Below are 23,578 nucleotides of genomic sequence, written 5' to 3'. Positions count from 1 at the left end.
GAGGTCGCTAGGGTCGGGTCCGTGGCGTCGGGACGGTGGTGGCGCGGCTCCTGGGCCGAGCGCGACCAGGTGGAGCGGGTGGACCTCTACACGCGCCAGTCGCTCTACGTCATCGCGGCGCTGATGAACGGCGTGCTGGTCCTCGGTGCGCAGCCGGCCATCGATGGCCACCCGGCGGCGTACGCCGCGTTCGCGGCCGGCGCCGTCGTGCTGAGCGTGGCCGGCGGGTGGGCGATGCGCGACGCGATCCGGCTCTACCCGCAGGCCGGGCCGGTCCCCGTCCGCAGCACCGCGGTCCTCGTCGGGCTGGCCGCCGTCGCGGTCCCGGCCGCGAGCGCCCTGCCCACCGACCTGCCCCAGGCGGCCGGTCTCGTCGTCGCGTTCTCCCTCGCGTGGGGGCTGGGCGGCTACCGCGACCAGCGGGTCGCCTGGGCGACGATCGTGGCCGTCGGGCTCGCCGCGTGGCTGCCGGGCGACGACCTCCCGACGGCGGCGTACGGGCTGCTCGCCGGCGGCTTCTTCATGCTCACCGTCCGCCTGTCGCTGTGGCTGCTCGACATCGTCGTGGAGCTCGACCGCGGCCGGGACGCCGAGGCGGCGCTGGCGGTGGCCGAGGAACGGCTGCGGTTCTCCCGCGACGTGCACGACGTGCTGGGCCGGCGGCTCGCGACGATCGCCGTCCAGGCCGAGCTCGCCGCCACGCTGGCCGGACGAGGGGACGACCGGGCGGCCGACCGGATGCTCGAGGTCCGCTCGCTGGCCCACGACGGGCTGAAGGAGGCGCGCGAGCTGGCCCGCGGCTACCGCGCGGTCGACCTCGCCCAGGAGCTCGACGGCGCCGTGTCGCTGCTGCGCTCGGCCGGGATCGACGCGACCGTCGCCGTCGACGGGCTGCCCGAGGAGTGGCACGAGCCGGCGGCCTGGGTCGTGCGCGAGGCGGTCACCAACGTGCTGCGGCACTCCCGCGCCACGTGCGTGGAGGTGTCGTACGCCGACCACGTGCTCGCCGTGCGCAGCGACGGCGCCCTGCCGGCCGGTGGGTCGGCCGGGGCCGGTGGGTCCGGGGGCGGCACCGGTCTGGCCGGCGTGCGAGCCCGGCTCGCGGCCCTGGGTGCCGGCCTCGAGGCCACCCGCGACGGCCACCTCTTCACCGTCCGGATGGTGCTGCCGTGACCACGTCCCCGGGCCCGCCCCCGACCTCGACCGCCATCCGGGTGCTGCTCGCCGACGACGAGAACCTCATCCGCGAGGCCCTCGCCCAGATGCTCGACCTCGAGGACGACCTCGAGGTGGTCGCCCAGGCGGCGTCCGGCCCCGAGGCGGTGGCCGCCGCCGTCCACACCGGCGTCGACGTCGCCGTCCTCGACCTGCAGATGCCCGGCCTCGACGGCATCGCGGTCGCCGAGCGGCTCGCCCGCGACCTGCCCGCCTGCGGCACGGTCATCGTCACCAGCCACGGCCGCCCCGGCCACCTCAAGCGCGCGCTCGCGGCCGGCGTCCGCGGCTTCCTCCCCAAGACCACCTCCGCCGCGACGCTCGCCCGGGTGGTGCGGACGGTCCACGAGGGCGGCCGGTACGTCGACCCCGACCTCGCCACCGAGGCCATCGCCGCCGGCGACAGCCCACTCACCCCCCGCGAGGCCGACGTCCTCGAGCTCGCCGCCGACGGCGCACCCGTCGACGAGATCGCCGCCCGCGCCTCCCTCTCCCCCGGCACCGTCCGCAACTACCTCTCGAGCGCCGTCACCAAGCTCGGCGCCGCCAACCGCCACGACGCCTGCGCCGTCGCCCGCCGGATGGGCTGGATCTGACCGCTCGTCGGTCTCCGGGTGGGTGCCGGGTGTCGATGCGGGTGTCGATGCGGGGGTCGTGTGCCTCGGGACGCGGCCCGGCGCGTCCTCGGGCACACGACCCGGACAGGGCCCAGGCTCAGGGCTCCGCGTGGACCAGGTTCACCGTGGTCACCTGACCGACGTCGTTGACGACCAGCTGGACCGCGAACCAGTCCACGCACGTCAGCGACACGTCCGGCTGCAGGGTCACCGACCGCCCGGGCCCGGCTCCCGGCAGCGGGACGGGGTGCGCGCACGGGTGCCGCGGCTCCTCGGAGGAGACGGCCACCCGCGGAGTTCCCGCGAGCCGGTCGACCGCGGAGAACGGGCAGGTCCGCCCGGCGTACGACCCACCCTCCGGGCACACCGCCCACGCCGCCCGGTCACTCGCCTCCGCGTTCGGCAGCGTGCGGACGAACCGGCCGCCGAGGTACAGCTCCACCGGCGTGTCCACCGGCGGACCCACCCGGCCGCGGGCGAACCGGAGGAACGCCCGCGCGACCCGTTCGAGCTCCGCCGGCGCGGGAGGCAGGTCGAGCCCCGGCTCGGGCGGCGGTTCCGACGGTGACGCGGACGAGGATGGCGTGGGCGCCGACGCCACCGCGGACGGATCCTCCCGGCCGCAGCCGGCGAGCACGAGGAGCAACGAGAGGCCGGCCAGGAGCGTGCGCATGCTGGTGGGACGCGGCACCGGCGGAGCGGGTTGCTCACGGACCGGTCGCCCGCGACCCGGGCGCCCCCGGACCGCAGGCGGCAGCCGGAGGCGCCTCCGCGCGCCACCCGACCCGACCACGCGCGACGGCCGAGCCGCAGAGCGACGCGGGAGCCGACAACCAGCGGCGGCCCTCGCTGCTCAACCAGCCGAGCTGAGCCAGGCGGCGTACGCGTCGAAGGTGTAGGGGCGGCCGAGGAAGTCCTCGACCAGGTCGGCGGCGTCCTTGGCGCCGCCGGGAGCGAGGACGCGGTCGCGGTAGCGCCCGGCGACCTCGGGGTCGAACAGGTCGGCGGGGTCGAAGGCGCTGAAGAGGTCCTTCGCGATGACCAGCGACCACATGTAGGTGTAGTACGCCGAGGAGTAGCCGCCGAGGTGGCCGAAGCTGGCGAACATGTGGGTGCCGTCGATCCAGCGCAGGGGCGAGTACTTCTGCTGCAGCTCGACCATCCGCGCGGTGAGGTCGTCGGGCCGCTCCGCGTGGAAGTAGTAGGACATCGCCGCGTAGAACATCTGCACCCGCGCGGCGGTGCCCTTGCCGAAGTCGTCGGCCTCGCGCATCCGAGCGACGAGGTCGGCCGGGATCGGCTCGCCCGCGGCGTTCGTGGCGAAGGAGCGCAGGATCTCCGCGTCCCAGGCCCACTCCTCGAGCATCTGGCTGGGTGCCTCGACGAAGTCCCACTCGGTGGCGACGCCGGCGAACCGCGCCCACCGGCCGTGCCCGCCCAGGACGTGGTGCACGAGGTGGCCGAACTCGTGGAACAGCGTGACGACGTGGTCGTGCTCCATCAACCCGCGGGAGAAGTTGCAGACCAGCACCCCCTCGGGCAGCTGCTTCCCGGCGACGCCGTCGACGAGGGTGAACTGCGCGGCGTGGCCGTACTTGCCCTCGCGCGGGTGGAGGTCGAGGTAGATCCGGCCGACCGGCGACCCGTCGGCGGTCGAGGTGACGTCATAGGCCGTGACGTCGGGCGCCCAGACGGGTGCGTCGGGGACGGGCTCGTAGTGCAGGCCGAAGAGCCGGCCGGTCACCTCGAGCAGGCCCTGGCGGACCTTCGGGAACTCGAAGTAGGTCCGCACCAGCTGCGCGTCGACGTCGAGCTGCTCCTTGCGGACCAGCTCCTCGTAGTAGGCGGCGTCCGCGCTGGTGAGCGCGTCGGCGTCGGGTCGGTCCTGCCGGAGCCGGGCGAGCACGGTGGCCACGTCGCGCTCGGCTGGCTCGCGGGCGGCGTCGGCGATCCGGTCGATGAAGGCGGGGATGGCCGGGCCGGAGCCGATCATCTTGACCTCGGCGTCGTACGACGGCCAGTCGGCGTGGCCGACCAGCTCGGCGCGCTCGTGGCGGAGAGCGAACAGCTCGCGCAGCACCGCGTCGTTCTGCGGCCAGCCGCGCTCGAGGAACTGCACGGTGATGTCGTGGCGGACCTCGGCGTCGCGGCAGAACGTCCGCACGGGGACCACGTCGGGGTAGTCGGTCGTGATCGTGACCAGCCCGTCGTCGCCGGCGGGGTGGGCGTCGAGCCAGTCCTGCGGCATGCCCGCGAGCCGCTCGGGCGCGACCCGGATCGACCGGACGTCGTCGCGGATGGTGCGGGAGAAGGTCTGGTCGAGCTCGGTGAGCCGGTCGTTGAGCTCGGCGATCCGCGCCCGAGTGGCGTCGTCGCGGTCGACGCCGGCGCGGCGGAAGTCGCGCAGGGTCCGCTCGAGCAGGCGGGTCGCCTCGGCGTCGAGCCCCGACGGGTCGAGCGCGGCGAACGTGTCGTGGAGCGCGCGGTCCTGGGAGAGCTCGGTGGCGAGCTTGTCGACCTCCTGCTCGGCGCGGTCGCCCTCGTCGCGCACCGCCTCGTCGGGGTGCACGTTGCCGAGGAGCGAGCCGGCCGCGGCGACGTTGGACAACGCGCGGGTGACGGCGTCCCACTGCTCGAGCGCGGCCAGCGCGTCGGCCGGCGGCTCGGCCCGGAGCCGCTCGACGATGGCGCGGGCCTCGGCCAACCCGTCGTCGGTGCGGGCGCGCAGCCACGCCTCGGTCGCGTCGGGTTCCGGCAGGGCTAGCGGCGGCAGCGCCGTCAGCGGCTCGGGGCGGGGTGAGGTCACGCGCCCGATCGTAGGCGCGGGGTCCGACGGTCCCGTCCGTTCCGGTCCACGGCGGCGCACCCGCCCGTAGCCTGGGCGGGTGCTTCCTCGGTCCCCGCGCGCCCGCGTCGCGTCGTACGTAGCCGCGGCCGTCCTCGCGAGCGGCGCGCTCACCGCCGGCGCGACCAGCGCCGTCGCCGAGACGTCCGCGCCGCCCTCCGTGAGCAGCACGACCGGCACGACCGGCACGACCGCCGAAGCCACCGCCAAGGCCAAGGCGAAGGACCCCCGCAGGACCCGCGGCCTGTTCGTCGACCAGCGGATGCCGGTCTTCACCGCGGGCGAGACGCGCCACGCCCCGATCGCCAAGAAGGCGCAGGCGCTGTGGCTCGGCATCGACTACTACGCCACCGACCGCGTCCGCGACGTCGTCGGCGAGTACGTCGGCCTCGCGGCCGCCGCGCGCAAGACCCCGGTGCTGGTCGTCTACTCCATCCCGGACCGCGACTGCGACCAGCACTCGGCCGGCGGTGCGGCCGACGGCGCGGCGTACAAGGCCTGGGTGAAGCAGGTGGCTGCCGGCATCGGCTCGAGCAAGCCGCTGGTGGTCGTCGAGCCGGACGCGATCCCGTTCATCGGCGACCCCGGCTGCGAGGACGTGAGCGACCGCGTGGCGCTGCTGCGGTTCGCGGTCAAGCGGCTCGCGGCGGCCGGCGCGTGGGCCTACCTCGACGCGGGCCACAGCGACTGGCGGCCCTACGACGGACGCGCGGCGCTGCTGAAGCGGGCCGGCGTCGGCTTCGGCCGGGGCATCGCGACGAACGTGTCGAACTTCCGCAGCCTGGCCGACGAGAAGGCCTACGGCGCGCTGCTGCGGCGCGAGCTGAAGAAGCTCGGCGTCACCGGCGTCAAGCAGGTCGTCGACACCTCCCGCAACGGTGCGCGGAACCCGGTCGCCGGCGACGTCATCAACCCCACCTGGGCGCGGGTCGGCAAGGCCCCGCGACTGGTCTTCGACGGCCCGCTCGACGGCACGCTGTGGGTCAAGCACCCCGGCGAGTCCGACGGGTCCGTCAACGGCGGGCCCGGCTCCGGCGTGTGGTGCGACCTGCTCGCCGACCGGCTGCTCGGCCTGCCGGAGCTCTCCACCTGCTGAGCCGGGGTCGTCGCGGGGTAGTAACGGGCGGAAACGTCCGTGACCATCACCGCGACGGACGTTCCTGACCGTTACTACCCCGGCAGGAGCCCCGACTGGAGCCGAGCGTAGGTTGCCGCCCCGTGGGAGGAGCAGCACCAGGACGGTTCCGGGGGCTGCTGGCGGACACCCGGCCGCTGCGCAACGACCACTTCCGGCGGCTGTGGGTCGCCAACATCATCACGGTCATCGGCGCGCAGCTGACGGTCGTGGCGGTGCCGGCGCAGATCTACGCAGAGACCGGCTCGTCGGCGTACGTCGGGCTCACCGGCCTCTTCGGGCTCGTGCCGCTCGTCGTCTTCGGGCTGTACGGCGGCGCACTGGCCGACGTCTTCGACCGCCGCACGATCCTCATCTGCAGCACGGTCGGGCTGATCGTGACCAGCGGGCTGTTCTGGGCGCAGGCCGCCGTCGGGGGCATCGGCGTGTGGCCGCTGCTGTGCCTGTTCGCGGTGCAGCAGGCGTTCTTCGCGGTCAACCAGCCCACGCGCAGCGCGCTGCTGCCGCGGCTTCTCGAGCCCGAGCTGCTGCCGGCGGCCAACTCGCTGAACATGACCGTCTTCCAGGCCGGCGCCATCGCCGGCCCGCTGGTGGCCGGCGCGCTGATCCCGGTGCTCGGCTTCGAGTGGCTCTACCTGATCGACACGTTCACGCTGCTGGCGACGCTCAGCGCGGTGGTCCGGCTGCCCCCGCTGCCGGTGCTCGGCGCGATGGCCGGCGCACCGGGGCTGCGCTCGGTGGTCGAGGGACTGGCGTACCTCCGCGGCCATCCGGTGCTGCTGATGTCGTTCGTCGTCGACATCATCGCGATGGTCTTCGGCATGCCGCGGGCGCTGTTCCCGGAGATCGCGCACCTCGACTTCGGCGGGCCGGACGAGGGCGGGCTGGTGTTCGCGGCGCTCTTCGCGGCGATCCCGGCCGGCGCGGTGCTCGGCGGCGTCCTCAGCGGCTGGGTCTCGCGGATCGAGCGGCAGGGTCTGGCCGTCATCTGGTGCATCATCGTGTGGGGCGTCGCGATGACCGGGTTCGGCCTCGCCGTGGGCCTGGCCGACCAGTGGCGCGGGCCGATGCTCGTGGTCGCGCTGCTGATGCTGGTCGTGGGCGGCGCGGCGGACATGGCGTCGGCGGCGTTCCGCACCTCGATGCTCCAGGCCGCGGCGACCGACTCCGTCCGCGGCCGGCTCCAGGGCGTCTTCGTCGTGGTCGTGGCCGGCGGCCCGCGCGTCGCGGACGTGGCGCACGGCGCCGCCGCGGCCGCGGTCGGCACTGCTGCCGCGGCCGCCGGCGGTGGCGTGCTCGTCGTGATCGGGACGGTCGTCGCCGCGCTCGCTGTGCCGTCGTTCGTGCGCTACCGCGTCACGAGGGCAGCAACCCCCTGACGTACGCCGCCTGACCGACGTGCTGGGTGTCGTCGTTGACGACGCTGACCAGCCGGACGCCGAGCGTCACGGGCGGGTCCCACTGCTCGTCGACGACGCGGTCCAGGTCGTCGGCGGTGGTTGTGTCGAGGTAGGCGACGGTCTGCTCGTGCACCGCCCGGAGGTACGCCGCCAGCAGGTCCGCCGACGCGCGCACCTGACCGACCTCCTCGTCGGACTGGCCGTAGCCGGTCGCGTCGCGCTCGAACGGCAGCCCGAACCGGTCGGCGAACCCCTGCGCCGTCCACACCTGCTCGCGACCGGCCACCTCGGCGACGTGGTCGTCCTGCACCCGGGCGAGGTGCCAGACCAGCCACGCGATCGGGTTGGTCCCCGGTGCCGGCCGGTGGACCAGCTGGTCCTCGGACAGGCCGTCCACCACCGCCGTACCGCTCTCGACGACGCGACCGAACGATTCCTTCAGCAGCTCTGCGGGAGTCATGCCTACCGACGGTACGTCGCACCTGGGGGTACCGGCGTCCCATGAGGCTCCCGTCCGTCCCCGGCCCCAGCGACCTCCGGCAGCTGGTCGAGCAGGCGATCGCCGTCGCGCCCCGCGCCACGAACCTGCTCACCGGCGCCGAGGCGCTGCTGGCCTCGGCCGGCGGGATCGTCGGGCAAGTGCAGGCGCTGCTCGTGCGCGTCGAGGGGCTGCTGGAGGAGGTCGAGGGCGTCCGCGTCCGAGCCGACGAGGTGATCGACGGGGTGGACGGCGTCCGCCAGCGGGCCGACGACACGATCGCCGGCGTCCAGGACGTCCGCGCGAAGGCAGACCGGGCGATCGGCGGTGTCGACGACGTGCGCGAGCGGGCCTCGAACATGGTCGACCAGGCGCAGCGGATCGCCGACAAGGGCGAGCGAGCGATGGGCGGCCTGGACGACGTACGCGAACGCGCCGACGTCCTGCTGCGCCGCGTCGAGGAGGGCGCCGTCGGGCGGATGCTCGACCTCGCCGAGCGGCTCGAGCCGACGCTGCAGGCGCTCGAGCCGGTGCTGGTGCGGCTCGGCGAGACCACGAGCCCCGACGAGGTCGCCGCCGCTGTCGGCATGATCGACAAGCTCCCCGCGCTCGAGACGGCGCTGCGCGAGGACGTCATGCCCCTGATGCAGCGTCTCGACAGCGTCGCCCCCGACATGCACGACATGCTCGAGGTGACCCGCGAGCTCAGCGAGCTGGTGATGAACCTGCCCGGCATGGGCCGGATCAAGAAGAAGGTCGACGAGCAGCAGGACGACTGACCCCGCTCACGTGGGTACCGCTGGGCCATGACGCGCTTCGGCTACACCCTCATGACCGAGCAGAGCGGCCCGCGGGAGCTGGTGAAGTACGCCGTCGCCGCGGAGACCGCCGGCTTCGACTTCGAGGTCTCCAGCGACCACTACTCACCCTGGCTCACCGAGCAGGGCCACGCGCCGTACGCCTGGACCACACTCGGCGCCGTCGCCCACGCCACCGAGCGGGTCGACCTGATGACGTACGTGACCTGCCCGACGCTGCGCTACCACCCCGCCGTCGTCGCCCAGAAGGCCGCGACGCTGCAGATCCTCGCCGAGGGGCGGTTCACGCTCGGGCTGGGCAGCGGGGAGAACCTGAACGAGCACGTCGTCGGCGCCGGGTGGCCCGCCATCGGACAGCGCCAGGAGATGCTCGTCGAGGCGGTCGAGATCATCCGCGCGCTGCACACCGGCGAGCTGGTCGACTACCGGGGGTCGCACTTCGACGTCGAGTCCGCCCGGATCTGGGACCTGCCCGAGGAGGGAGTCGACATCGGCGTCGCCGTCGCCGGTGAGCGCGGCATGGAGGCGCTCGCCCCGCTCGCCGACCACCTCATCGCGACCGAGCCTCGCGCCGACCTCATCGAGGGCTGGAACGCCGTCGACGGCGCGCCGACGATCGGCTCCGGTGGCACCCGCGCCGTCGGCCAGATCCCGATCTGCTGGGGTCCCGACGAGGAGGCCGCCACGAAGCTCGCGCACGAGCAGTTCCGCTGGTTCGCCGGCGGTTGGAAGGTCAACTCCGACCTCCCCACCCCCGCCGGCTTCTCCGGCGCCACCCAGTTCGTCCGGCCCGAGGACGTCGCCGACTCCATCCCCTGCGGCCCCGACCTCGACAGGATCGTCGAGTCCGTCTCGGCCTTCTGGGAGGCCGGCTTCACCGACATCGCCCTCGTCCAGGTCGGCGACGCCCTCCAGGAGCAGTTCCTCACCGACGCCGCCGTCCCGCTCCTCGACAAGCTCCGCGCCGCCGCCCCCTCCTCCTGAGGCCGATCCGGCGCTGGTCGAGCAGACGAGCGCCAGCGAGCCGTCTTCGAAACCAGCCGAGCTGCTCCTACCGCTACCCCCCACGGGCCCGCAGGCCATAGGTCGGCCGCCAGAGGTGGGGGCGCGCGGGGTGAGTCGGGGGTCAGGTGCGGAGCTTGTCGAGACGCTGGCGCAGCAGACCCGCACGGTGGGCGTTGCCGTGGAGGTCGACGTACCGCTCGCCGAAGACGGCGAGGAGGGCGTCGTCGAGGCGACGGACGGCGCCGGGCGGGTAGCGGTAGTCCATCCGCTCGTTGATCGGCATCGCGGCGGTGGGGCGCAGGGCGTCGCCGAGCTCGTCGAGGGAGGTGATGCCGAGCTCGAGCAGGAGGCCGGAGATCCAGGCGTAGTGGTCGGTGCGCGACCAGCCGGCGTCGGCGTACTGCCCGGCGAGGAACGCCGCGAGCTCCCGCGGCTCCAGGCGTGGGTCGTCGTCGGCGACCGGAGCGGCGGGCGCGGCGGGCTCGGCGCGGAGCCGCTCGCGGATCGTGGAGAACTCCCGGTCGGCCAGCTCGAGCAGCCCCGCGGCCAGGGTGAAGCGGCGGTCGAACTCCGGCGCGTGCTCCTCGGGCACCGACCCCTTGTAGCGGATGTCGTGCTCGAACTCAGCCCACGCGTGCTGCAGCACCGTGCGGACCTGCACCTGCGCGACCCGCCCGCGCAGACCGGCGTACGCCGCCTGGGACTCGCGCGCGGCGTCGAGGGCGACCAGCAGGTGCCGCGAGGCGTATCCCCACCGCCCCTCTCGGGCGGTCTGCTGGCCCATGTCGCGGTCGTCGTGGACGACGACCTGGTCGGCGAGCAGCCCGGCGACCGCCTCGACGTCGTCCTGGACGTAGGTGATCACCCGGACGCCGAGCTGGTCGGTGATGTCGGTGAGCGGGGCGGGGTACATCGGTTGGCCGTCGCGCACCCGCCCGGCCTTCTCCGCGAACGACGCGACCGACTTCGTGCGTCCGGTGACGGTCAGGTAGTTGATGCCGGCCTCGTCGAGGATCGAGGTCACCAGCGCGACCGCCCGCTCGCCGGCGGCCGACAGCTCGGCGTGCTGCGCGGCGTACGCCTGGATCGCCGAGCGGATCGCGGCGCTCTCGTCGGGCAGCGACGGCGTGACGATGTAGCCCTCGGCGAGGTCGCCGTAGACCGTCGTCCGGTCGGGGTGGAGGTCGGCGAAGCGGCCGACGTAGGCGCACACGACCGCGTCGACCTGGTCCTCCACGACACGCAGCTGGCTCTTGCGGGTCGCGGTCTCCACAGCCGACCGCAGCGCGGCCCACGCCCCGCCGTCGCGACCGGTGTCGGTGGGCACGACCGACTCGACGTAGGTCATCAGCCGCAGCAGCTCGCTGCGGAGCAGCTCCACCTCGCGGCCGCGCTTGTCCTTGTACTTCAGGGTCCGCTCGAGCCCGAAGAGCACGATCGTCGCCGGGTGGGGGTAGACCTCGATCGCGCGCCGCGCCCGGCCGGACCGGGGGTCCATGTCGAGGCCCAGCCGCTTGCACACCCGCGCGCCGCGCGGCCCGTCGCGGAACTCCGGCTTGGCGAGGTTCGAGGGGTGGCAGCCGGCCTCGAAGCGACGGAAGTCCCGGGTCAGCGCCTTCTCCGCCGGCCGCGAGCCGGTCTCGTTGCGCACGACCAGCGGGGCGTCGACTGCGACCAGGCACGGCCCCTCGACGTACGCCACGAGCCGCTCGACGATCTCGTCGTCGGTCCGCACCGCGGAGACGTGCACCAGCGCCCCGTCCTCGTCGAGCACGGCGAGCCCGGTGGGCTGGCGCTCGCCCCAGGCGAGGTCGATGCCGATGTGGTGCACGCGTGCAGCCTGTCAGACCCGGCGGCCGGTCAGCCCGGTCCGGTCAGCCGAGCGCTTCCGCGAGCTCGTCGAACGAGGTGACGGTCCGGCCGGGGGCACGGAGGTACGGCGGGTAGGGCTCGCCCGTGCGGTCGACCCAGACCGACCCGAGCCCCGCCCGGGCCGCGCCGTCGGTGTCCCAGGGGTGAACCGCCACGAGGGCCGCCTCGGCGGCATCCACGCCGAGCCGCTCGACGGCCCACCGGTAGCTGCGCGGGTGCGGCTTCCAGACGCCGGCGTCCTCGACGGACAGGCACGCCTCGACGTGCTCGCGGACCCCGGCCCGCTCCAGCAGGTCCTCTGCGACCGACGCAGACCCGTTGCTCAGGGTGGCCACCCTGACGCCGGCCTCCGCCAGCCGCGGCAGGCCGGTTCGCACGTCCGGGTGCACGTCGAGCGCGAGGAACGCCTCGAGCAGCTGCTCGGCCCGCTCCGGGCCGGCGAGCCGGCCGAGGTGGTGGCGGGCCAGGTCCACGAAGGGCGCGCCGGCGCCGGCAGCGGCCAGCGCGAACCCGTCGCGCAGCACCGAGGCGAACCACGTGCCGGCGAGCTCCGGCGCCGCTCCTGCCCGGGCGAAGGCGCCGGCCATCGCAGCCGTGTCCGACAGGGTCTCGTTGACGTCGAGCAGGAGCAGGCGGGGGCGCATGGGCGGCCGGTACCCGCCGGGCTCAGGTCCTGTCGACCGAGCCCGGCACCGTCCACACCGCGATCGCGGTCGTGATCGGCACCGCCAGCACCAGGCCGATGCTGCTCACGAGCGTGCGGACCGCCTCCTGCCCGATCTCCTCGGTGGCCAGCAGGTCCCCGAGCGGCAGCCCGTAGAGCGAGAGCACCATGAGCAGCACGAGCGCGGTGCCGGCGTAGGCGAAGACGATCGTGTAGATCGTCGAGGCGATGTGGTCGCGGCCGATCCGCATGCCGCTGAGGAAGAGCCGGCGCCGGCCCATCGCGGGCGCCGCGCCGCGCAGCTCCCACACCGCCGAGGACTGGGTGATGGTGACGTCGTTGAGGACGCCGAGGCCGGCGACGACGAGCGCGCAGGTGAAGACGTCCTGCAGGTCCAGCGCGGGGACGTACGTCGTCAGCAACCCGGCCGCCTCGTCGCCGAACCCGGTGAGGCGCGCCGCCCGGGTGGCCACCAGTCCGAGGAGCGCGGTCACCGCGAGCCCGGCGAGGGTGCCGGCCAGCGCGGCGCTGGTGCGCACCGAGAAGCCGTGGGTCGTGTAGAGCACCACCACCATGATCAGCGTGGAGCCGACCAGGCCGACCGCGAGGCCGGGCTCGCCGGTCAGCAGCGCCGGCAGCACGAAGCCGAGCAGCACCAGGCCGGCGAACCCCAGCCCGAGCAGCGCCAGCAGGCCACGCCACCGGGCCACCAGCAGCACGACCAGCACGAAGACGCCCGCCAGCAGCCACAGCGGGCCGCTGCGGTCGGTGCCGAAGTAGACGTAGGTGCGGTCCGCGCCGTCGACCGGTGGCGGCGACTGGAGCCGGAGGGTGTCCCCGGGCTCGAGGCCGGATGTCGCCACCTCCGGCGGGAGGTCGAGGGTGCGCCGGGCGCCCGTGTCCGGCCCCTCGGCGATCGTGACCGAGACCCGTCCGCCGTCGAGCTCGCGGATCGTGCCGTCGACGAGGAGCACGCCCGGCGCCTGGAACGACACCTGCTCGCGCAGGTCGTCCGCCGCCGACCGGTCCGGCCACAGCACGGCCAGCCCGACGAGGGCCGCGATGCCCGCCAGCGCCAGCGCGCCGAGCAGCGTCGTCCGCGCGCCCCGGCGTACGTCGACCTCGTCCCCGCCGCCGTGCCCGTGACTGTGCCCGTGACTGTGCCCGGCCCCGTGTCCCGCACCGGCCGCGTGTCGTCCGCCCACGTCCCGTGCCCGCTCAGGCGAGCAGGTCGCGGGTGATGCCGGCGAGGTCGGTGACCCCGCTGAGCGCCATGGTCAGGTCGAGCTCGGCCATCAGGTGCTCCATGACCGCGCGGACGCCGTCCTCGCCGCCGAGCGCGAGGCCGTAGACCCAGGGCCGGCCGACCAGCACCGCCTGCGCGCCGAGGGCGAGCGCCTTGAACGCGTCCGCGCCGCTGCGCACGCCGCTGTCGAAGAGCACCGGCACCCGCCCGCCGACGGTGTCGACCACCGCGGGCAGCGCGTCGAGGGAGGCGATCGCGCCGTCGACCTGCCGGCCGCCGTGGTTGGAGACGACGATCCCGTCGACCCCGTGCTCGAGCGCGAGCTGGGCGTCGCGCGGGTCCTGGATGCCCTTGAGCACGATCGGCAGCGAGGTCCGGTCGCGCAGGTAGGCCAGGTCGTCCCAGGTCAGCGACGAGCGGGAGAAGACGTCGAGGAACGTCTCCACCGCCGCGCGCGGCAGCGGCGAGCGCAGGTTGTCGAGGAAGCGGCCCGGGTAGTGCCGGGTCATCGAGAGCAGCGCCCTGACCGCGGCCGGGGTGGGCCGGGGCTGCGGGCCGGCGACGGCCGGCGGGTTCGCGGCGCGGTGCTCGGCGAGCGAGCGGAAGTGCGGGTCGCTGACGTACTGCGCGATCCCCTCGGCCCGCGCGAACGGCAGGTAGGCGAGGTCGAGGTCGCGGGTGCGCCAGCCGAGCACGTGGGTGTCGAGGGTGACGACGAGCGCGTCGCTGCCGATCGCCTCGGCGCGACGGACGAACGAGTCGACGACGCCGTCGTCCTTGGACCAGTAGAGCTGGTACCACCGCGGCGAGTCCCCGAGGTCGCGCGCCACCTCCTCCATCGGCACCGACGCCTGCGTGGACAGCACCATCGGCACGCCGAGCGCGCGGGCCGCCCGCGCGACCGCGTGCTCGGCCTCGCGGTGGGCCATCTCGAGCACGCCGATCGGGGCGAGGAGGTACGGCGAGGGCAGCTGCCGGCCGAACAGCTCGACGGACTGGCTGCGCTCCTCGACGTCGACCAGCATGCGCGGCACGATCCGGTGGCGGTCGAACGCCTCGGTGTTGGCGCGCACGGTCCGCTGCTGGCCGGCGCCGCCGGCGACGTACGACCACGCCTGGGGGCTCATCCGCCGCTGCGCGGCCGCCTCGATCGCGGCCGGCTCGACCGGGACGACGGGCCGCCGGCCGAAGACGCCCTCCCGGTAGATCCGCGCCTGCACCTCGCGGCCGACGCTCGTCGCGGCCTCGACCGCACGCTCGGCCATCCGTCCCACCTGCTGCACCGTCGCGGTTCCCGTGTCGCTCACGGGGGTCAGTCTGCCGTGACGTCGCTCACCGGACCTCGTTGGACGTCGCATGCGGTCCCGCCTGCTCGTGCTCGCCCTGGTCTCCCTGGTCCTGCCCCTGCTCGCGCTCGTGCCGCGGCCGGCCGCCGACGCCGTCCCGAAGCCCGCGCCGGCCGAGCAGCTGGTGGTGGAGGTGCTGTCGAACCGCGCAGACCTGGTCTCCGGCGGCGACGTGCTCGTCGAGGTCCGGCTGCCGAAGGGGGTGCGCGCCCGGGACGTCCGCGTCCGCGCCGGGGAGCGGGACGTGACGCGCCGCTTCGCCGTCCGCCGCGACGGGCGGTACGTCGGCCTCGTGACCGGCCTGCGCACCGGCCGGACGACCATCCGCGCCACCGCCGCGGGGGGGACCGGCTCGACGGTCGTCACCAACCACCCGGCCGGCGGACCGGTCTTCACCGGTCCGCGGCAGAAGCACTACCAGTGCCAGGAGACCGCGCGGAACCGCCGCTGCGAGGAGCCGGTCCGCCACACCTACCTCTACCGCTCGGCCAACCCGCTGCTGCCCGGCCTGCGGCCCTACGACCGGGCCGACCCGCCGGCCGACGTCGCGACCACCACGACCGACCAGGGCGTCGAGGTGCCGTTCGTCGTGCGCCGCGAGGACGGCTACCAGGACCGCGACCGCTACACGATCCTCACGCTCTTCCGGCCCGGCAAGGCGTGGAAGGCGTGGGCGCCGCAGCGCCAGTGGAACCGCAAGGTGCTCGTCACCGGCGGCGGCGGGTGCGGCGCGTCGTACACGCCCGACGACCCGCCGCTCGAGGACTACGCCGGCACCATCCCGGCGCTGCCCGGCATCGAGCAGTCCTACGTCACGGCGCTCGGCCGCGGCTTCGCGGTGATGTCCACCGCGCTGGCGAACACCGGGCACAACTGCAACGTCGCGATGAACGCCGAGTCGCTGATGATGGCCAAGGAGCGGCTCGTCGAGCGGTACGGCGAGATCCGCTACACGATCGGCACCGGTTGCTCGGGCGGCTCGATCTCCCAGCACACCGTCGCCAACGCCTACCCCGGCATCTACCAGGGCCTGGTCACCACCTGCTCCTACCCCGACGTGCTGACCGCGGGCGCGCAGTTCGCCGACTACCACCTGATGCGGCAGTACTTCGAGGACCCGACCCGGTGGGCGCCCGGCGTCCTGTGGCTGCCGACGCAGATGGCCCAGGTCGAGGGGCACCTGTCCCACCTCAACGCGATCGTGGCCGACGAGGGGCTGTTCAAGTCCGCGCTGAACCCCAAGCACGACTGCCCCGGCACACGCACGCCCGTCGCCGGCGACCCGCGCACCCGCTACGACTCCGAGACCAACCCCGGCGGGGTCCGCTGCTCGGTGCTCGACCTCATGGTCAACCTCCTCGGCCGGCGACCGCGCGCGGCCTGGGGGCCGCAGGAGAAGGCGGTCGGTCGCGGCTTCGCCGGCATCCCGTTCGCCAACGCCGGCGTGCAGTACGGGCTGGCGGCGCTCCGCGCCGGCGCGATCACGCCGGCCCAGTTCGTCGACCTCAACGCCGCCGTCGGCGGGCTCGACGTCGACTCGGTCCGAACCGACGCCCGCACGGTCGGCGACCCCGCCTCGATCCGCCGCGCCTACCGCACCGGCCTGGTCAACGAGGCCAACCACCTCGACGAGGTCGCGATGATCAACCACGGCGGCCCGGACCCCGGCATCGCCCACGACTACAGCCACGCCTGGTGGACCGAGGAACGGCTGCTCGCCGATCAGGGCCACACCGACAACCGGGTGATGTGGTTCGGCGCCGTGCCGCTCATCGGCGACCTCACCTGGGCGACCGAGGCGCTGCTCGCCATGGACCGCTGGCTCGCCCGCGTCGAGCGCGACCGGTCCTCGCGGCCGCTGGCGGCCAAGGTCGTCGCCGGCCGGCCGGCCGACGTCACCGACCGCTGCCTGCTCACCGGGCTCGACCCGATCTGCACGACCCGCGAGCTCGACGTCCTGCAGACCCGACTCTCCACGCCGCGGCAGGAGGCCGGCGGCCCGAGCGCCAACGACAACCTGGCCTGCCGGCTGCGCCCGCTGCGTCGCTCCGACTACGACTTCCTCCGCCTGCCGTTCACCGACGGCCAGTGGGCCCGCCTGCAGCGCGCGTTTCCCAACGGCGTCTGCGACTGGACGGAGCCCGGCCGCGGGCAGGGACCGGCGCGCACCTGGTTGCGGTACGACGGCGCGCGCGGCGGCGCGGCGTACGGCGGTCGCGAGCTGCCGGCGCCCCCGCGGCACTCCGGCGGCGGCTGGGCAGCCCCGGTCTTCGCGCCGCTGCTGCGCCAGTAGCGGCCCACCAGCGGCCCGGCAGCTGCTCAGTAGGCTCGCCGCATGTCGCTCGCCCGCACCGCCGCCCGCGTCGCCCTCGGCTCGATCATGGTGGGCGCGGGGGTGATGCACCTGACCACGCAGCGCGAGGAGTTCCAGGCGCAGGTGCCGGGCTGGTTCCCGCTCGACGACGACCTGGTCGTGCTCGGCTCCGGTGTCGTGGAGATCGGGCTCGGCGCGGCGTTCGTCGCCCTGCCGCGGCGCAAGCGGCTCGTCGGCGCGCTGCTCGCGGCGTTCTATGTCGTCATCTTCCCGGGCAACATCGCGCAGTACGTGGAGGGCAGCGACGCCTTCGGGCTCGACACCGACGCCAAGCGGTTCGGCCGGCTGTTCTTCCAGCCGCTGCTGGTGCTCTGGGCGCTCTACGGCGGCGGGCTGCTCGGGCGTCGCCGGCGCGACCGGAGCTGACGCAGAGGCCGGCGCAGAGGCCGGCGCTGGGGCCGGCGCCGGCCCGACCGGCTCAGAGGGTCGGTCGCACGCCCGCGAGGAACCGCAGCACGGTCTCCCGCACGCCCGCCGCGCCGGCCTCGAGCGGCAGCGCGCTGCCGGCCTTGCCGAAGGTCCGCGTCGAGACCCGGGCGCTGCCGCCGAACATCGCCTCCGCGCCCGCCCGGCCCAGCCGCCGGACGCGCGCGTCGCGCCCGCCGGACAGCACCAGCACCGGCGCCTCGACGCGCCCCGACGTGAGGGTGGCCGACCCGACCGCGGCCAGCACGCTCGACACGTCGCCGCACGGGGTCGGGTTGCGCCGGGCGGTGGCCAGGCGGCGTACCTTCGCGGGCGCGCTGGCGAAGAGCAGCGAGCGGAACTCCGCGGGCGTCGCGCCGTACGCCGAGTAGCCGTCGCCGCCGACGCAGCGGCCGAGCTGGTCGGTGACGGCGCGGAGCGCCTGGCCGGTCGGCGTCGCCGTCGGCGCCGACATCAGCACCAGGGCGGCGACGTCGGCGAACTCCGCCGCCTCGAGCTGGGCGATGGTCGCGCCGGTCCCGTGGCCGTGGACGACGACGTGGGTCGCGTGCGGCGGCTGGTCGTCCTCGTTGGCCCGGTCGATGAAGCGGTAGTTGCCCGAGTAGAGGTGCTGCACGACCTGGTGGAGCATCGTGGCCTGGGCGCCGAGGCAGGTGGCGTGGCCGTTGGCGAGCGGACTGCGGTCGTAGCCGAGCCGGTCGAGCACCAGCGACGTCTCACCGCGGCGCGCCAGCTGCGTGGCGTAGTCGAAGGCCGGCGCCTGCCGGAGGTTCCAGAACCACGCGCCGGTGCCGGCGTCGTGCACCAGCACGTTGACCCGCAGCCGACCGGCCGAGCCGCTCACTTTCGAGCGCGGCCCGACGAGCCGGCCGCGCAGGACGTGCGGCCGGTTGTCGGCCAGGCACAGCGCGGAGGTCTCGTTGGTGTTGACGACCTCGAACGCGATCGGGCGGTTGGCGATCTTCTCCACCGTCGCGGCCTTCGCGGGGGCCGTCGCCGTCCGGACGGGCGCCGTCCGGGCGTCGGTCTCGGTGCGCTCAGCGGCGCCGGCGGGGCCGGCGGTCGTGGCGCCCGCGAGCGCGAGTCCGACGATCCCGACGAGGGTGGTGGCGAGGCGCTGGCGCATGCTGTTGAACGTAGTTCAACAGCAAGGTACGCAACAGACCGTCGGTATGTGACGTTGGGGACAGCCGGGTCGACCCGCCGGGGTCACTCGCCCTGGCAGAGCCCGACCGCCGTGGCGTACTCCGGGTCCTGCTGGGTGCCGCCGCCCCCGGAGTCCTCGACCGGCTCGCCGAGGTGGGCCCAGAAGCGTTCGCGGTACGCCGCCAGGCCGGCGCCGTCGACGCACTCGAGCACCGCTCCGAGGTCGATCCCGCCGCCGGGCAGCTTGCACCCGGCGTAGTCCGCGGGCAGCACCTGGTCGGCGACCCAGACCTCGGCGCACGGCGGCAGGCTCGCGACGAGCTCCTCGATGTCGGTGGGCCCTGCCGAGGGCGAGGACGGGCTGGAGGTGCCGCTCGAGGTGACGCTGGTGGCCGGTTCCGAGGGACCGCCTCCGGCGCCGGGCTCCGCGTCGCCGGAGCACGCCGTCAGGGTGAGGGCGAGCAGCCCGGCGGACAGCAGGGGCAGGACCGTGGCGGCGCGTCGCATGGCCCGCAGGGTAGTGCGCAGGGACCATCCGCGCCGGTCGTCAGGCGCGTTCCGGGTCGAGGACCGGCCAGAGCAGGTCCAGGCTGCGGTCCAGCCACTCATCGTCGACCCGGCCGCGGCGCACGAGCTCGCCGAGCCAGGCGCCGAGCAGGAGGCTGACCACGCCCTCCGCGTCGACGTCGGCCCGGACCAGGCCGGCCCGGGCGTCCTCGCGGAGCCTCGCGGCCAGCGCCTCGTCGTACGGGCGCAGCGCGTCGCGGAACAGACCCGTGAACTGCGCGTCGGCGACGATCGCGGCGAAGCCGCCGGGGCCGAGGATGTCGGCCATCTGGTGCCACGCCTGCTCCAGCGAGAACCGGAGCCACTCGCGCGCCGACCCCTCGGGCGGCAGGTCCGGCACGCCGATCGCACGACGACCGCGATCCTGGACCGGACACTTTCGCGCAATTGCGTGGCTTCAGCGCCTGGCGGGGTCCGCGGGCCGACATTTCGGCGCAATTGAACGATCGTCGACACCAGCCCGGAACACCGCACTCCGGCCCGAGTGGCCGGATCTGCCGCGACCAGCACCCACCGGCTGGCGTGGCCCTCGGCCGCGCGACTCCCGAGCCTGCGAGGCGTAGCGGATGGGATCGTCCGATGGCAGATCCGACGATCGGCGGCCGATCGGGTCAGTGCCGACAGCCGATGAACCTGCAACGCCGCCGGGCGTGGGGCACGCGGATCTGCAACGCCTTGCCGCACCAATTTGCAACGCAGCGATCCGCTCGTCCCGGGCCCAAAGGGTGCACGCCCACCCCAGCGTGTGCCTCGAACTCGACCCTGGCTTCGGTCAGAGCCGGAACTGGCGGGTGGGTGCGTTGCCCTCGCTGCGGTAGTTCTCGACCTCGCCCTCCACCCGGTGGCGGAGCGGTCCGGACCCGTCACTGGACGGACGCGCCCGTCCGCTCGTCCACCACGCGACGGCGAATCCGACGACCAGCACTACGGCGACGATGATCCAGAACATCGGGTGCCTCCTGGGGTCCGCGCGGACGACTCGCCCACGTCGCGATGCTACCCACGTAAGGGAGGCAGAAACGCGCCTCAGGGGGTCGTACCGGCGGTTTCCCGTCGGCCGTCCAGTCCAAGAAGCGGCGGCGCCCGATGGCTCGTGCCGCCGAATCGCGTCGTACCGCCGAAGCCAACTGCTGCTTCGACCCGTGAGGTGCAGGCGACTCCGCAACGCGTGCGGCCGCAAACGGCAGCGCGGCGGCTCGAACCGGCCAGGATGACCGGATTGACCCCGGCGGGTCACCGGATCCGCAAAGCGTTGCAGATCGAATCGTTCCGTTGCAGATTCGACGATCGTCGACCGACCAAGTCAGTGCCGACAACCGACGAACCTGCAACGACGCCGGACGTGAGTCACTCGAATCTGCAACGCGTTGACGCGCCAATCTGAAAGGCGACGATCAGCGCGTTTCGGGCCGAGTGAGCGGAACTGCGACATCAGCGCGCTCTGGGCGAAGTGAGTGGATCTGCGGCCCTGGCACTCGTCAAGCGGCATCACGTGGGGAGACGCCTGTTCCGGGCGTGAGTTCGGGACGACGCTTGATACCCGATGTCCGGGTTCGCTGACGTCGGGTTATGGCCCACCGACCAGCGAATACGACCAGAACCTGCCCTCATCGTCACGCAAATAGATAACGACAGGCACGGCCATCCTCGCGCGGTTCGGAGCGAGGATGGCCGTGCCGCTGCCGGTCTTGCCGCGCGTGTCGACACTGGTGGGCACTGACGTCGCGGGCTGCAACTCGTTTCGGTCGTAGTCTCGCCCGGAGGCCGCGATGCGGTTCGGCGTCTCCGTACTCGTAAGTTGCCATACGCCGTATGTGTCGTGAACGTGCACCAGTCGAGCGCCGACCACGATGGCAGTTACAGCCGCAACAAGCAGTGCGACAAGGAGCCTCTTCACGTACCTTTGACGCCTTTCGGTCGGCAAGGGTTGCTTGGCTCGATCCTTGACCGCAACGACCGTGAGGGCCAAGCCCAGAACCACACCCGGATCGGCTGCGATCAGCACTGTACGGCCAGAGTGCGCGAATCCGCCTGTGTGCGTCCCTTGTGGCGGCGGACGGCGGGATCCCGGACCATGAGGATATGAGGACCGTTGCCGACGTTCGTCTCGGACGTTCGTCCTACGCGGCTGTTGTAGCGGCTGCTTCGACGTTCGTGCCGATCACTATTGTCGCGTGGGCTTCGTGGCAGGCCATTGAGGGCGACAGCAACACGCTACTCGGGTCTCAGTTCTCGCAGTGGGCGTGGGGGACGTTCGGCGCTGCCGTTCTCACTTGCGTGGTCGCGGCGGTCTTCTGGCGCTCCCGCAAGGCGCACATTGCCGGTGCCCTTGGCGCTTTGTTGGCGGGGCTGGCGGTGGCGGGCGGCTTGCTGGTTGACCTTGTCGGCTCAGGTGGCTTGGCCTAACCGCCTAGCCCTGGCCGCTCTCCACGCAACTCCAGCCTTCAGCGCACTCCGGCCGAAGTGACCGGATCGACCCTGCGGGTCGCCTGATCTGCAAACCGTTGCAGATCGAATCGTTCCGTTGCAGATTCGACGATCGTCGGCAGTCAACCCAGTGTCAGTGCGCCATGTCCACGAAGCGCGAGTAGTGGCCCTGGAACGCGACGGTGATGTCGCGGGTGGGGCCGTTGCGGTGCTTGGCGACGATCAGGTCGGCTTCGCCGGGGCGGGTCGACTCCTTCTCGTAGACGTCGTCGCGGTGGAGCAGCACCACCATGTCGGCGTCCTGCTCGATCGAGCCGGACTCACGGAGGTCGCTCATCATCGGGCGCTTGTCGCCGCGCTGCTCGGGACCGCGGTTGAGCTGGGAGAGCGCGATGATCGGGATCTCCAGCTCCTTGGCGAGCAGCTTGATCTGGCGGGAGAACTCCGAGACCTCGAGCTGGCGCGACTCGACCTTGCGGCCGGACGTCATCAGCTGGAGGTAGTCGATGACCATCAGCTTCAGGTCGTGGCGCTGCTTGAGCCGGCGCGCCTTCGCCCGGATCTCCATCATCGTCATGTTCGGGCTGTCGTCGATGAAGATCGGGGCCGAGGAGACCTCACCCATCTTGCGGGCGAGCTTGGACCAGTCCTCGTCGTTCATCTGCCCGTTGCGGATGTGGTTGAGCGGGACCTTCGCCTCGGCGGACAGCAGGCGCATCGTAATCTCGGAGCGCGTCATCTCCAGGCTGAAGAACACGCTGGTGAGGTTGTTGTGGATCGACGCCGCTCGGCAGAAGTCGAGCGCGAGGGTCGACTTGCCCATCGCAGGACGCGCCGCGACGATGATCATCTGGCCCGAGTGCAGACCGTTGGTGAGGTCGTCGAGGTCCGCGAAGCCGGTGGGCACGCCGTAGAGGCCCGCCTCGCGGTTGCCGATCGCCTCGATCTCGTCGAGGACGCCGTCCATGATGTCCGACAGCGGCGCGTAGTCCTCGCTCGAGCGGCGGTCGGTGATCTGGTAGATCTCCGCCTGCGCCCGGTCGACCACGTCGTCGACGTGACCCTCGCCGGCGTAGCCGATCTGCACGATCTTGGTGCCCGCGTCGACCAGCCGGCGCAGGATCGCCTTCTCCCGGACGATCTCGGCGTAGTACGCCGCGTTGGCCGCGATTGGCACGTTCGCCGAGAGCGTGTGGAGGTACGGCGCCCCGCCGATGCGTTGGAGCTCGCCCCGGCGCTGCAGCTCCGCCGCGACCGTGACCATGTCCACCGGCTCGCCGCGACCGAAGAGGTCGATGATCGCCTCGTGGATGGTCTCGTGCGAGGGCCGGTAGAAGTCGGCCCCGCGCAGGACCTCGGAGACGTCGGCGATCGCATCCTTGGAGATGAGCATCGCGCCGAGCACCGACTGCTCGGCCGCCATGTCCTGGGGCGGCGTGCGGTCGCCGGGCGTCGAGGGTCGCTCGCCGGGCGCGTACGGCGCCGGGCCGTCGCCCCACTCCTCGAACGGCGGCTCGGGGACGCCCCGCGTGTCCGACTCGGCGATGCTCACTCGTGCCCCTCCTGTGCGCTCGTGACCGGTCCTGCGGTGCCGGCGCCCCGTCGGGCCGGCCGGCTCCTCGAACGCTAGGGAGGCCCACCGACATCGGTCCGCGACTCCCGGACGGTACGTGCCGCGACGACCCCAGGGACAGCGGCCTGTCCACAGGACCTGGGGATAACCGGGGACAACCCGTGGACGACACGCGACGCGCTGTGCACAGCATGGGGACCGCCCTGTGGAGGACCGACCCGATCGACCTCGCGGCACCGCGCTGACCTGCACAAACGCAGCAGACGGCATGTGGAACGAAATCAGTTCCGCACCGGTTCGGTTCCCCTCGTGGTCACCCGGGCGATTCCGGTTGGTTTGTCGACAAAGCACCGACCGCCCGTGGTATCCACAGACGACAGGTAGTTATCCACCGCCCGGGCCGGGCTAGTCGCGTAGGGGTCAG

20 protein-coding genes are annotated in these 23,578 nt (G+C 73.4%); 8 read left to right on the top strand and 12 right to left on the bottom strand.

The window, feature by feature from the left end; genetic code table 11:
• The first annotated feature begins 21 nt into the window (after window positions 1-21).
• Both H7344_RS21060 and H7344_RS04625 read left to right on the top strand, forming a co-directional pair.
• Window positions 22-1,173, top strand: coding sequence for a histidine kinase (locus H7344_RS21060; protein ID WP_186344830.1), 1,152 nt, complete (start codon window positions 22-24; stop codon window positions 1,171-1,173).
• Window positions 1,170-1,811, top strand: coding sequence for a response regulator transcription factor (locus H7344_RS04625; RefSeq protein WP_268238544.1), 642 nt, complete (start codon window positions 1,170-1,172; stop codon window positions 1,809-1,811). Before H7344_RS21060 ends, H7344_RS04625 begins: the two co-directional genes overlap by 4 nt.
• Window positions 1,812-1,929: 118 nt before the next feature.
• On the opposite strand, the gene H7344_RS04620 is transcribed toward H7344_RS04625, so the two are convergent.
• Complete coding sequence (locus H7344_RS04620) at window positions 1,930-2,523, bottom strand: hypothetical protein (protein WP_186344829.1); 594 nt, start codon at window positions 2,521-2,523, stop codon at window positions 1,930-1,932.
• Between the two features lie 162 nt (window positions 2,524-2,685).
• A complete protein-coding gene (locus tag H7344_RS04615; protein ID WP_229707016.1) occupies window positions 2,686-4,638 on the bottom strand; it encodes a M3 family metallopeptidase in 1,953 nt (650 codons plus the stop codon).
• Window positions 4,639-4,717: 79 nt separating this feature from the next.
• Between H7344_RS04615 and H7344_RS04610 the strand changes: the two genes are divergently transcribed.
• Together H7344_RS04610 and H7344_RS04605 are read left to right on the top strand one after the other, a co-directional pair.
• Window positions 4,718-5,773: a glycoside hydrolase family 6 protein gene (locus tag H7344_RS04610; RefSeq protein WP_229707015.1), complete on the top strand. Its 1,056-nt coding sequence runs from the start codon at window positions 4,718-4,720 to the stop codon at window positions 5,771-5,773.
• Window positions 5,774-5,895: 122 nt separating this feature from the next.
• Window positions 5,896-7,191, top strand: coding sequence for an MFS transporter (locus tag H7344_RS04605; protein ID WP_229707014.1), 1,296 nt, complete (start codon window positions 5,896-5,898; stop codon window positions 7,189-7,191).
• Here the strand turns inward: H7344_RS04605 and H7344_RS04600 are convergent.
• The gene (locus tag H7344_RS04600) at window positions 7,169-7,672 is read right to left on the bottom strand and encodes a mycothiol transferase (RefSeq protein ID WP_186344826.1); all 504 of its coding nucleotides are present in this window, start codon (window positions 7,670-7,672) and stop codon (window positions 7,169-7,171) included. The genes H7344_RS04605 and H7344_RS04600 overlap by 23 nt on opposite strands.
• Window positions 7,673-7,713: 41 nt before the next feature.
• Between H7344_RS04600 and H7344_RS04595 the strand changes: the two genes are divergently transcribed.
• Both H7344_RS04595 and H7344_RS04590 read left to right on the top strand, forming a co-directional pair.
• Window positions 7,714-8,469 (top strand): hypothetical protein, encoded by a 756-nt coding sequence (locus H7344_RS04595; protein ID WP_186344825.1) that lies wholly within the window; start codon window positions 7,714-7,716, stop codon window positions 8,467-8,469.
• 27 nt (window positions 8,470-8,496) lie between these two features.
• Window positions 8,497-9,492 carry an LLM class F420-dependent oxidoreductase gene (locus tag H7344_RS04590; protein ID WP_186344824.1) on the top strand — a complete coding sequence of 332 codons (996 nt, stop codon included), beginning with the start codon at window positions 8,497-8,499 and terminating at the stop codon, window positions 9,490-9,492.
• A gap of 142 nt (window positions 9,493-9,634) precedes the next feature.
• Here H7344_RS04590 and H7344_RS04585 read toward each other — a convergent pair whose 3' ends face one another.
• From H7344_RS04585 to H7344_RS04570, 4 genes are read right to left on the bottom strand one after another with little or no spacing between them, the layout of a single operon-like run.
• On the bottom strand, window positions 9,635-11,344 hold the full coding sequence (locus tag H7344_RS04585; RefSeq protein ID WP_186344823.1) for a DUF429 domain-containing protein: 1,710 nt from the start codon (window positions 11,342-11,344) through the stop codon (window positions 9,635-9,637).
• A gap of 43 nt (window positions 11,345-11,387) precedes the next feature.
• Window positions 11,388-12,029: a haloacid dehalogenase type II gene (locus H7344_RS04580; RefSeq protein WP_186344822.1), complete on the bottom strand. Its 642-nt coding sequence runs from the start codon at window positions 12,027-12,029 to the stop codon at window positions 11,388-11,390.
• Between the two features lie 22 nt (window positions 12,030-12,051).
• A complete protein-coding gene (locus tag H7344_RS04575; protein ID WP_186344821.1) occupies window positions 12,052-13,254 on the bottom strand; it encodes a YibE/F family protein in 1,203 nt (400 codons plus the stop codon).
• A gap of 13 nt (window positions 13,255-13,267) precedes the next feature.
• Complete coding sequence (locus H7344_RS04570) at window positions 13,268-14,602, bottom strand: lactate 2-monooxygenase (protein ID WP_229707013.1); 1,335 nt, start codon at window positions 14,600-14,602, stop codon at window positions 13,268-13,270.
• 49 nt (window positions 14,603-14,651) lie between these two features.
• Between H7344_RS04570 and H7344_RS04565 the strand changes: the two genes are divergently transcribed.
• Window positions 14,652-16,934, top strand: coding sequence for a DUF6351 family protein (locus H7344_RS04565; protein ID WP_186344820.1), 2,283 nt, complete (start codon window positions 14,652-14,654; stop codon window positions 16,932-16,934).
• Between the two features lie 42 nt (window positions 16,935-16,976).
• Window positions 16,977-17,381: a DoxX family protein gene (locus tag H7344_RS04560; RefSeq protein ID WP_186344819.1), complete on the top strand. Its 405-nt coding sequence runs from the start codon at window positions 16,977-16,979 to the stop codon at window positions 17,379-17,381.
• 52 nt (window positions 17,382-17,433) lie between these two features.
• Here the strand turns inward: H7344_RS04560 and H7344_RS04555 are convergent, their stop codons facing one another.
• The 5 genes from H7344_RS04555 to dnaB all read right to left on the bottom strand — a co-directional run bounded on the left by H7344_RS04555 (window position 17,434) and on the right by dnaB (window position 23,133).
• Window positions 17,434-18,567, bottom strand: a complete 1,134-nt coding sequence (locus H7344_RS04555; RefSeq protein ID WP_186344818.1) for an alpha/beta hydrolase — start codon at window positions 18,565-18,567, stop codon at window positions 17,434-17,436.
• A gap of 83 nt (window positions 18,568-18,650) precedes the next feature.
• Window positions 18,651-19,094 (bottom strand): hypothetical protein, encoded by a 444-nt coding sequence (locus H7344_RS04550; protein WP_186344817.1) that lies wholly within the window; start codon window positions 19,092-19,094, stop codon window positions 18,651-18,653.
• A gap of 40 nt (window positions 19,095-19,134) precedes the next feature.
• On the bottom strand, window positions 19,135-19,494 hold the full coding sequence (locus H7344_RS04545) for a TetR-like C-terminal domain-containing protein (RefSeq protein WP_186344816.1): 360 nt from the start codon (window positions 19,492-19,494) through the stop codon (window positions 19,135-19,137).
• Window positions 19,495-19,926: 432 nt separating this feature from the next.
• The gene (locus H7344_RS04540; protein ID WP_186344815.1) at window positions 19,927-20,103 is read right to left on the bottom strand and encodes a hypothetical protein; all 177 of its coding nucleotides are present in this window, start codon (window positions 20,101-20,103) and stop codon (window positions 19,927-19,929) included.
• Between the two features lie 1,611 nt (window positions 20,104-21,714).
• A complete protein-coding gene (gene dnaB / locus H7344_RS04535; protein WP_166189615.1) occupies window positions 21,715-23,133 on the bottom strand; it encodes a replicative DNA helicase in 1,419 nt (472 codons plus the stop codon).
• Window positions 23,134-23,578 lie beyond the last annotated feature (445 nt).

It is taken from the genome of Nocardioides deserti, assembly GCF_014266025.1.
Classification (GTDB): domain Bacteria; phylum Actinomycetota; class Actinomycetes; order Propionibacteriales; family Nocardioidaceae; genus Nocardioides; species Nocardioides deserti.
This window is presented reverse-complemented; position numbering and strand designations above follow the sequence as displayed.